Origin of the sequence: Azospirillum tabaci, assembly GCF_014596085.1 — a bacterium.
In the GTDB taxonomy this organism is placed as follows: Bacteria; Pseudomonadota; Alphaproteobacteria; order Azospirillales; family Azospirillaceae; genus Azospirillum; species Azospirillum tabaci.
The window spans coordinates 16755-25949 of record NZ_JACCJY010000012.1 but is presented as its reverse complement, the minus strand read 5'-3'; the positions used below and the strand labels follow the sequence as shown (position 1 = coordinate 25949).

The following is a 9195-nucleotide window of genomic DNA, read 5'->3' as shown; positions in this document are numbered from 1 at the left end:
AGCGCCGGCCCCGCCCAGGTCGCCCGCCCACAGGGAGGAAAAGGGCGGGAAGAGGAATGCTGTCAGGTAGCGGTGTTCACGGCCCGACGGCCGGACCGCAGTCGCGGGAAACCGGCTTCAGCGAAGATTTCACTGAGGCGATAGCGGGATATGCCGTGGCGCTTGGCGATGTTGGCCGCAGTCTCCTTTCCGGAAGCCGCCAAGGCATACAGGTCAGCCACCCGCACAGCGGTATCGTTCGGACCAAGAAAGAAAGTGCGGCCTTCAGCGCTGTGCTTTCGGCGTGCCGGGCGCGGTGATGGATGAGCGCTTTCGGCGTCGGTGGAGGTCATCGCGTTGATCCTGAGATGGTACCCCTTTAGACGTCCATATTGTTTTGCTATGCCAAACCGGTCAACGAGAATCGGTTTGGCATAGGCGGAATTTTCCTATGTTCTGATTTTCCAAACAATGATAGGGTGGCCGCAACTGACCGATCATCATCAAGGATTTCGCCCATGTCCGTCGCCACGCTTGAACAGGCAGACGCACTCTCCAGCAAAGCCTTCGGCATCCGCCTTGAATCGGCACGGATCGCGCTCGGTCTGACTGCAGAGGACATGCAGGAGCTGTTTGGGGTGACGAAGGGCACATACTCCGGATACATCCATGGGCGCTTCTACCCAGGTCCGGACAAGCTATATGCGCTTGTTCAGAAAGGGATATCCGTCGATTGGCTCTATTATGGGATCGACACCGCCCTTACGGTAAAGATGGCGAACGCGCTGTCCGGTGTGTCTGCTGAGGCCGCCGAGCTGATTGCCAACCCGCAGACCGGGCGGCGGAAGGCCAAGTAACCCGACAGACCGTCGATCTCTTAGAAAGCCGCGCCTGGGCAACTGGGCGCGGCTTTTTCGTTTGCACACGCTCTTTCGCGCGAAGCCGCAAACAAGTTTTGCTACGCCAAACTTTTCCGCTTGACGGTTTTGCAATTCCAAACGAACATCTCCTCACAACCGACCGAACGGGGTAGCCCGGCGGCGGTCCTGATGAGGGAAACTGCATGTCCTCCACCGACCACTGCGCCGCCAGCCGCCTGACCCGTTGCATGGGCGCCGCTTCCCTGGTGATCCAGTCTCATCCCGAAGAAGCGGTCACGATGCTGGCCTTCATCGAAGACCCGGCCGGAAAGCAACGGTCGGTGCGCCTCCCCGTCACGCCCGACACCGCCACCAAGCTGCGGATCGAGGCCGACGGCCAGTTCTTCAACACCGCTCAAGACGCGCGCGCTTGGCTCTTTAAGCAGTCGATGGCCCTCGCCTGTCCTGCCGCCAGCAGCCGCAGCGCCGCTTAGCGCCCCCTTCCCGCCTTTTCCTTTCACCCACAGCACCGAACAGGAGCCTGCCCATGAACGCCGTCTCGTCCCGCCGGATCACCACCGAAGCCGCCCCGACCTCCGCCCGCGGTCGCAAGGGACCGAACCCCATCGACGTGCATGTCGGCTCCCGTGTCCGCATTCGCCGGACCCTGCTGGGCATGTCCCAGGAGAAGCTGGGAGAGGCCATCGGCCTGACCTTCCAGCAGGTGCAGAAGTACGAGCGCGGCGCCAACCGCATCGGCGCGTCCCGCCTGTTCGACCTCGGTCGCGTCCTGGACGTGCCGGTGTCCTTCTTCTTCGACGACATGCCGGCGGACGTGGCCACGGCGAAGGTCGAGGACGACGCGGACTCCAGCGGCCAGGACCTCGGCGCCTTCGAGCCGGACCCGATGGCGAAGCGCGAGACGCTGGAGCTGGTGCGCGCCTACTACCGCATCCCCGACGCCACGGTCCGCAAGCGCATGTTCGAGCTGGTCAAGGCCGTCGGCAAGGCCGACGCCGAGCAGCCGGCGGCCTGACCGATGGGCCTCTTCAGCAAACAGGAACGCGACCTTCTGGCCGCTCTGTGCCGGGCCTTTCCCGGCTGGTGGGCGACCGACGAGACCGCCGGGGTCTGAGCCCCCTCAACCCCGGCGCACCGGGGAGCGCCCTTCCCGTCCCTGCGGGCGCTCCCCGGGCCTCCTCCACCTCCCACAAAGAGGCCATTCGCATGTCCACCTGCCGCCAAGCCATTCGCGCCCGCCGCAAGTCCCGCATCGACCCGCGCTATCAGGCGCACCGTGACCGCAAGCGGGTCTTCAAGGGGCACGTCCAGACGAAGAAGAAGGCGTGACCGCCACACATACCCGCGCCCTGGCGCGCTCCAGCCCCTAACGGTCCGGCCGCAGGGGTTTGGGGCCGTAGAGGGGCGTGACGAGGTTCACCACGCCTGCTGGGTGTCGGCGCCGGCTAACCAGCGGAGTTTACCAGTGCGGTAGTGGGAGCGCGGCAGCGCCACCGGACCGCTAGGCCGAAAGGCAAAACTGTGGATGCCCCTCACCCTTCAAACATCCCCAGCACGAGGCCCCCATGAGCAACCCGATCACCTTCCCCTTCAGCATCGGCGACACCGTGAAGATCAAGGCCAGCGGCGAGACCGGCACTGTGCGCGGCCTCAGCATCCTCGCGAGCGGCACCACCTCCGCTCTGGTCCACTACAAGGCCGCCGACGGCCGCGCCCAGGAGTGCTGGTGGGAAACCGACGTGCTCGAAGCCGCCTGATCCGGACGGCAGCCGAACAGCCCCGTGGACGGTGAAAGCCCGTCGCGGGGCTTAAGGGCGTGAGAGAGCCGCAGCGAGTCAGCCCGCCGGGAAAACTGCGGATCGCAGGACCAATGGACGGGCATGTGGCCGGCGTCGGCGCGGAGATAGAAGCCGGCTCTCTCGCCCCCACCGCCAGCAGGGAGGTCGAGATGTCCTTATAGCCACAGCGCCCGCGCCGGGCCGGAACCGGCGCAGCACCCACGGAAACTCATTCATTCGGGTTCGTGTGAGTGCGATTCGCAGGGCCAGCGGGGCGGTCCCATCCACCGCCCCGCCGGTTGCCGAGAGCAGGGGAAACCACCTGCTGTCGCCAGCCGAAATCAGGAGATTTCCCTATGGCATACGATGACGATTACGAAGACGAAGATGGCGCGACCGAGGTCAAGGCGGATGAGCTGCCGAAGGGCGCCATCACGGTCACCATCAACGTCGACCAGTGGCTGAACGGCAGCCTTCAGGACGTGGTGGTCAAGTCGCTGGTGAACAGCCTCCAGAAGCAGATCAGCGGCGCGGTCAAGGAAGCCGTTGAAACGAAGATGCTGGAGCTGGCCGATCAGCAGTTCCAGGCGCTTGCCACCGAGAAGCTGGAAGAGTTCTTCACCAAGGCGCACCGCAAGACGAACGGCTGGGGCGAGCCGACCGGCCAGACCTACAGCGTCCGCGAACTGCTGACCGACCGCTTTCAGCAGTACCTGGGCGAGAAGGTGGACAGCGATGGGCGCCCCAGCAGCTACAGCGGCAGCTTGCCGCGGTCCCAGCACATGCTGAACACCCTCGCCCACAAGCCGCTCCAGGAAGCGCTCAACGAGACGATCAAGGCCTTCTCCACCCAGGCCAAGGCGCAGATCCAGGCGTCGGTCAGCCGGTACATCGCCGAGCAGCTCGCGCCGACCATCAGCGTTCCTGCGATCAAGGGATGACGACGATGGCCTACGCCCCGAAAGACCTCAGCGTCCTGGCCTACACAAACGGCTTCACGCTCTGGCACTACACGACGCAGCACGACCTCCCCCAGGTGGACGAGCCCGGCTATTTCGACGGCGCCGCCGATCTGGTTCACGTCGGCGACCAGATCACGATCAACGCCGGCGGGCGGAACGCCATCCGCTTCGTCGAGGCCGTGGACAGCCGCGCGGGCACCGTCCGCATCGGCAAGCCGGAGTGACGGCAATGCTGATGACCGAGGAAGAGGCACGCACGAAGTGGTGCCCGATGGCGCGGGTCGCCATCCAGAACGTCGCGTCGGACATGGCAGTGCTGACGGGAAGCTCCCCGATCCATCCGGTCGGGAACCGCGCCACGCTGATCGCTGGCCGCGCACGCCAGTGCGACACGGCGACGGGCAGCCGCTGCATCGGATCGGAGTGCATGGCGTGGCGGTGGGTGGGGGATGCGAATCTCTGGGTTTCCGAAACGTGCCCTACCTGCAATGGGAAAGGGACGGTGCCGTTTGCGAGCGGCGGATACGAGGACTGCACCACCTGCGACGGCGATGGCCGCGTCAATGGCAGATTCGAGCCGAACCCGAAGCGTGTCGGCTTCTGCGGCGCCTTCGGCAAGCCGGAGGCCTGACCGCCATGGCCCAGGTCTCCACCCGCGCCACCTTCTTCTGGCTCTGCGCCACGGCCCTCCGCCACGGTGGCCCGGTGGCGAGCAGCTACGTCCGGGACAGCCTCCTCCACATGGCCCAGAACGGCGCCGATCCGCTGATCCAGCGGCGTGCGGCGCTCGCGCTCGGCCTGCAGGCGGGGTGACCAGCCATGGACCCGATCGACGAGGCTGAAGCCGCCGACGACATGGCCCATACCCGCGGACTGGTGAAGGCGCTGGAGCGCTGCGGCTACACCACCGATGCGACGGCGGCGGCCGACCGCTGGGCGGAGCGGGCCGAGCGGTTCCGCAACACGGCCCTGCACATGGCCATCGTCTGCAAGCTGCTGCGCGCCTACCCGAAGTCCTCGCCCTACGACGATCCCGAACTCGGGCGCTCGTACACGCTCCCCGAGGCACGGAAGGAGCTGCATTTCCAGCACGAGCAGCACGTTCGGGCGCGGGAGCAGGAAGCGAACTGGCGCCGGATGGCCGAGCAGGACGCTGAAGCTGAAACCTCCGGCGATAAGGACACTTCCAATGCCCAAGGGTAACCACAAGAACCACGCGCGTGGCAGTCAATCGCACCGCTGGAATGATGGCAAGATGCTCTCGCCGCATGGCTACGTGAAGGTGCGTATCGGGCGCTCACATCCTCTGGCTGACCCGAACGGCTATTGCTACGAGCACAAGCTGGTTGTGGCTGCAGCCGGTATCGCCGTTCCTGACGGACACGTCATCCATCATCGAAACGAGGACAAGACCGACAACAGGTTGGAGAACCTGGAGGTCATCCCCCGCATCGACCACAGCATCCAGCATTCAGGCGGCGCGCTCAGTGACAACGACGTGCGCGCAATCCGAGATGCATATGCTTCTGGCTTCGCCGACACGACGACTCTGGCGGAAAAGTACGGCGTCCCGCACCAGCGGGTCTGGAAAATCGTCAAGGGTATGGTCCGCAAATCCGCTGGCGGCCCGATCTGTAGTGGATCGCTCCGCGGCAAGCACGACGCCCTGCCGACGGTGCGGTCATGACCGGGCGCCCTTCCTCCAATCCGTTCGCCACCGCGAAGCGGAACGCCGCCCCGGACCTGCTGACCGCTCCGCTGGAGCAGGCCTGCACCCTCTTCGCCCGCAAGCCGACGCTGCCGATCGAGGCACGCGATCGGCTCAAGCTCGCCTACGTCGCTGCCCACGGACGCTTCGCGCCGGGCAACCGCGTCGGGTGGATTCTTCGGAAAGGCCGCTGACCATGCCCTCCACCTACGTCATCGAACCCGCCGACGCACAGTTCGACGCCGCGCTGATCCGGCGCAACGGCGCCTCCCTGCTGATCACCGGCCTGAACTGCGACCACCCGGACGGACACAACCGCCTCGCCCAGCTGCTGGTCGACATCCTGGCCCGGCCGGAGATGGATGCGCTGATCGCCGAGGTGCTGGGCGACCGTCCCGCGTCGCCTCGCGAGGACGAGCCCGAGCAGGTGCCCACGGTCGAAATCCTGCATGAATCGCCGCCATGCGCCCTTCTGGCCTATCACGGTCCCAGCGTCTCGGTGGATCTTCTGGACCTAATCGCCCGGCGAGCCGCCGACCGGGAGGGAAAGCTGTTCGGCTGCCTGATGCCGCGGGAACAGAATTCCTTTCTGCAGGAGGCGCAAGAGCGTCTGCAAATCACCGCCGTCTTCACCTACGAGAGTTCTCCTGCCGCCGAGATGATGCCAGCCACCTTTGGCGGCCTCCATCTGCTGATGCGCGCGGCGCGCTCCACCGCATCCTTCCATGACCGCATGGCGCATCGGCTGCGCCAGCTCGTCAGCAAGCTCGATCCGGTGGGCTGAAACATGGCCGAAACGCTCCCCACCATGCCCGCCCTCAAGTGCCCGGACTGCGGCGCGCCGATGCGGCTGCAGCCCACCCCCCGCACCTTCAAGACGCCGAATCCCTTCGTCCACCTGTGCGACCGCCGGGCCGCCGGCTGCGGCGGGCTGATGAGCGCGCACCCCGATGGCACGCCGCAGGGCGCGCCCGTCGCGGCCGAGCTGCGCCGCGCCCGCCGGATGACCCATCAGGTGTTCGACCGGCTGTGGCAGACGGCGCCGCACTATTACCCTGTCGCCGAAACGGGCGCCGCCCGCGTGGCCGCCTTCAAGCGCATCCAGGATGCCGCCCGGAACCGGGCCTACTCCTACGTCGCCGCGCATCTCGGCATGAGCCGGGATGCCTGCCACATCGGCAAGATCACCGACATCGAAACGCTGCGCGCCTTCTACGGCATCGCCCGGCGCGCCACGCCCCTGATCGTTCGCGACTGGTGGAAGAAGCTGCAGGCGGAGGAGGCGAAGTTGAAGCCGATCCCCCCTGACGCGCTTCCAGCAATGGTCGGCCAGCCCATCCGCCTGAAGGGCGCCGGGACCTGGATCCTCGAACGGATCAAGGGCGACACGCTGTTCCTGCGCTCCCCCAACAACAACCGCAAGCGGATGGCCTGCGCCAATCAGGCGCTGTACCCGCACGCGGCCCAGCCCTCCGAGGCCCCATGACCACCTCCACCATCACCAAGCCCGGCGTCTACCAGCTCGACGCCGAGGTCTACCACGGCAATTGCACCCCCACCCCTGCCCTGTCCGCCGGGTTCGCCTGGAACATGCTGAAGGACGGTGGCTGCCCGGCCAAGGCGTGGTTCAACAGCTCGCTGAACCCCGACTACGCGCCGGAGGACAAGAAGGAATTCGACATCGGCAAGGCCGCCCACCTCCTGTTCCTGGAGCCGGACTCCTTCGATGTCAGCGTGTCGGTGATCGACGCCGCCGACTATCGCACCAAGGCGGCCCAGAACGCCCGGGACGATGCTCGAAACGCCGGGAGGATCCCGCTCCTGATCCATCAGGCCGAGATGATCGCAGGCATGCGCCGCGCCATGCGCAACGAGATTCCGGACCTGCCCTTCTCGACCGCGCCCAAGTTCGCCGATGATGCCTTCTCCGGCGGGCAGGCCGAACAGTCCTATTTTTGGCGAGACGAGCGGTTCGGCATCTGGTGCAAGTGCCGACCCGACTACGTCAAGCCCGGCCATGTCGTGGACTACAAGACCTCCACGACCGCCGACCCGGCCGACCTGAAGCGCGTCGCCGCCAACATGGGCTGGCACGTCCGCGCCGCGCACTATCTCGAAGGCCACAAGGCCCTGACCGGCGAGAACGCGACCTATTGGTACGTCGTCCAGGAGAAGGACCCGCCGTATCTGACGACGGTCGGCAAGGTCGCGGGCGCCGCCCTGGAGTGGGGCCGCATCATGCTCCCCGCGGCGCGCGCCGTCTTCGCCGGATGCCTCCGCTCCAACCGCTGGCCGTCCTACTCGGAAGACGCCGTGCTGGTGGAGCTTCCGGCTTGGGCCGAGCGCCAGCTTCAGGACCGGCACGACGCCGGCGAATTCGACCCCTCCCGCTATTTCGACCTCGCGCGCGCCTGGCAGGCGCCGCTCTGAAGGATTCCCGTCATGAAGATCATCAGCCTCGAAGCCGAGAACCTGAAGCGCATCAAGGTGGTGCAGATCACCCCGACGGGGCCGCTCGTGCAGATCACCGGCAAGAACGCGGCGGGGAAAAGCACCGTTCTGGACGCCATCTGGTGGGCGCTGGACGGCGGGAAGAACATCCAGTCCCGTCCGATCCGGGATGGGGAAACCGAAGCCCGCGTGCGGCTGGACCTCGGCGAGATCATCGTCACGAGGAAGTGGAAGCGCCGGGAGGCCGGCGACGTCACCACCTCCATCACCGTCGAGGCGGCGAACGGCGCGCGCTTCCCGTCGCCCCAGCGGATGCTGGACGACCTGCTGGGCAGCCTGACATTCGACCCGCTGGCCTTCAGCCGCATGGACCCGAAGAAGCAGCTGGAGCAGTTGCGCGGGCTGGTGAAGCTGGACGTGGACGTGGATGCGCTGGACGCGGCCAACCGGGCGGATTTTGAAAAGCGCACCGACGCGAACCGGCGGGCCAAGACGCTCCGGACCCAGGCTGCCGCCATCGCGGTTCCAGACGACCTTCCCGAGCAGCCGGTCGACGTCGCGGCGCTGATGGACCGCATGACCAAGGCCGCCGACCACAACGCTTCTATCGAGCGGCGCCGCGCCAACCGTGAGCGTGTCGGAGACGAACTGTCCGAGCTGTCCGCCGAAGCCCAAGAAATCGAATCCTCCATCAGCCCTGCGCTCTCGGCGATCCGGTCGAAGGCCACCACCGAGCGGACCCGCCTCCGCGACGAGATCGCCCGGCTCCAGCTTCAGATCGAGCAACTGGACCTCGACGAAGCGGCCGATCTGGATGCCACCGAGAAGCGCCTGCGCGATCAGGTCGCCGAGAAGCGTGGTCAGGCGAACGAGCGTGCAGACAAGCTGGCCAACGCCGAGCCCCTGCCCGATCCCGAGGACGTCGCCATCCTGCGCGGCGAGATCGACAGCGCCAACGCCATCAACGACGGGATCAAGCTGCGCGACCGGCGCATCGCCCTGGAGAAGGAAGCCGCTGCCGCGGAATCCGAGAGCAAAGCGCTCACCGACTACATGGCCGATCGTGAGCGGGAGAAAGCCGAGGCAATCGCCGCCGCCAAGATGCCCATTCCCGGCCTGTCCTTCGGCGACAGCATGGTCCTGTTCAACGGCATTCCCTTCGACCAAGCCAGCAGCGCCGAGCAGCTGCGGGTGTCGGTGGCCATCGCCATGGCGACCAACCCCAAGCTTCGTGTTCTGCGGATCAAGGACGGATCTCTGCTCGATGAGGACGGCCTGCAGATGCTGTCCGAGATGGCGGATGCCAGCGACTACCAGGTCTGGGTGGAGCGCGTGGACAGCTCCGGCAAGGTCGGCGTGGTGATGGAGGACGGCACCGTCGCGACCGTGCCGTCCGGGTCGGCTCCGGCCGGCGACCTGTTCGCGGCGCAGTGAGG

At 66.4% G+C, this 9195-nt stretch carries 17 protein-coding genes; 16 read left to right on the top strand and 1 reads right to left on the bottom strand.

The window, feature by feature from the left end; translation table 11 throughout:
• Positions 1 to 62: 62 nt before the first annotated feature.
• Positions 63 to 332, bottom strand: a complete 270-nt coding sequence (locus H0B54_RS13180; protein WP_188260701.1) for a hypothetical protein — start codon at positions 330 to 332, stop codon at positions 63 to 65.
• Positions 333 to 497: 165 nt separating this feature from the next.
• On the opposite strand from H0B54_RS13180, the gene H0B54_RS13175 reads away from it, so the two are divergent.
• From H0B54_RS13175 to H0B54_RS13105, 16 genes are all read left to right on the top strand, one after another.
• Positions 498 to 836, top strand: coding sequence for a helix-turn-helix domain-containing protein (locus H0B54_RS13175; protein WP_188260700.1), 339 nt, complete (start codon positions 498 to 500; stop codon positions 834 to 836).
• A 206-nt stretch (positions 837 to 1042) separates the two neighbouring features.
• Positions 1043 to 1333 carry a hypothetical protein gene (locus H0B54_RS13170; RefSeq protein ID WP_188260699.1) on the top strand — a complete coding sequence of 97 codons (291 nt, stop codon included), beginning with the start codon at positions 1043 to 1045 and terminating at the stop codon, positions 1331 to 1333.
• 53 nt (positions 1334 to 1386) lie between these two features.
• Complete coding sequence (locus H0B54_RS13165; RefSeq protein WP_188260698.1) at positions 1387 to 1875, top strand: helix-turn-helix domain-containing protein; 489 nt, start codon at positions 1387 to 1389, stop codon at positions 1873 to 1875.
• A gap of 191 nt (positions 1876 to 2066) precedes the next feature.
• The gene (locus H0B54_RS30220; protein WP_281390042.1) at positions 2067 to 2189 is read left to right on the top strand and encodes a hypothetical protein; all 123 of its coding nucleotides are present in this window, start codon (positions 2067 to 2069) and stop codon (positions 2187 to 2189) included.
• A gap of 236 nt (positions 2190 to 2425) precedes the next feature.
• Positions 2426 to 2617, top strand: a complete 192-nt coding sequence (locus tag H0B54_RS13160; protein ID WP_211109363.1) for a hypothetical protein — start codon at positions 2426 to 2428, stop codon at positions 2615 to 2617.
• A 377-nt stretch (positions 2618 to 2994) separates the two neighbouring features.
• Positions 2995 to 3579, top strand: a complete 585-nt coding sequence (locus H0B54_RS13155; RefSeq protein WP_188260697.1) for a hypothetical protein — start codon at positions 2995 to 2997, stop codon at positions 3577 to 3579.
• Positions 3580 to 3584: 5 nt separating this feature from the next.
• Positions 3585 to 3824 (top strand): hypothetical protein, encoded by a 240-nt coding sequence (locus H0B54_RS13150; protein ID WP_211109362.1) that lies wholly within the window; start codon positions 3585 to 3587, stop codon positions 3822 to 3824.
• A 5-nt stretch (positions 3825 to 3829) separates the two neighbouring features.
• Positions 3830 to 4231 carry a hypothetical protein gene (locus H0B54_RS13145; protein WP_188260695.1) on the top strand — a complete coding sequence of 134 codons (402 nt, stop codon included), beginning with the start codon at positions 3830 to 3832 and terminating at the stop codon, positions 4229 to 4231.
• Positions 4232 to 4236: 5 nt separating this feature from the next.
• Positions 4237 to 4413, top strand: a complete 177-nt coding sequence (locus tag H0B54_RS13140) for a hypothetical protein (RefSeq protein ID WP_188260694.1) — start codon at positions 4237 to 4239, stop codon at positions 4411 to 4413.
• 6 nt (positions 4414 to 4419) lie between these two features.
• A complete protein-coding gene (locus tag H0B54_RS13135) occupies positions 4420 to 4803 on the top strand; it encodes a hypothetical protein (protein ID WP_188260693.1) in 384 nt (127 codons plus the stop codon).
• Entirely contained in the window at positions 4790 to 5287 is a 498-nt protein-coding gene (locus tag H0B54_RS13130; protein ID WP_188260692.1) for an HNH endonuclease, read from the top strand. The genes H0B54_RS13135 and H0B54_RS13130 overlap by 14 nt, the downstream gene beginning before the upstream one ends.
• On the top strand, positions 5284 to 5502 hold the full coding sequence (locus tag H0B54_RS13125) for a hypothetical protein (protein WP_188260691.1): 219 nt from the start codon (positions 5284 to 5286) through the stop codon (positions 5500 to 5502). Before H0B54_RS13130 ends, H0B54_RS13125 begins: the two co-directional genes overlap by 4 nt.
• A 2-nt stretch (positions 5503 to 5504) precedes the next feature.
• Positions 5505 to 6092, top strand: coding sequence for a hypothetical protein (locus tag H0B54_RS13120; RefSeq protein WP_188260690.1), 588 nt, complete (start codon positions 5505 to 5507; stop codon positions 6090 to 6092).
• A 3-nt stretch (positions 6093 to 6095) separates the two neighbouring features.
• Positions 6096 to 6794, top strand: a complete 699-nt coding sequence (locus H0B54_RS13115) for a zinc-finger-containing protein (protein ID WP_188260689.1) — start codon at positions 6096 to 6098, stop codon at positions 6792 to 6794.
• On the top strand, positions 6791 to 7738 hold the full coding sequence (locus tag H0B54_RS13110; RefSeq protein WP_188260688.1) for a PD-(D/E)XK nuclease-like domain-containing protein: 948 nt from the start codon (positions 6791 to 6793) through the stop codon (positions 7736 to 7738). The genes H0B54_RS13115 and H0B54_RS13110 overlap by 4 nt, the downstream gene beginning before the upstream one ends.
• A 12-nt stretch (positions 7739 to 7750) precedes the next feature.
• Positions 7751 to 9193 (top strand): AAA family ATPase, encoded by a 1443-nt coding sequence (locus H0B54_RS13105; RefSeq protein WP_188260687.1) that lies wholly within the window; start codon positions 7751 to 7753, stop codon positions 9191 to 9193.
• Positions 9194 to 9195: the final 2 nt, after the last annotated feature.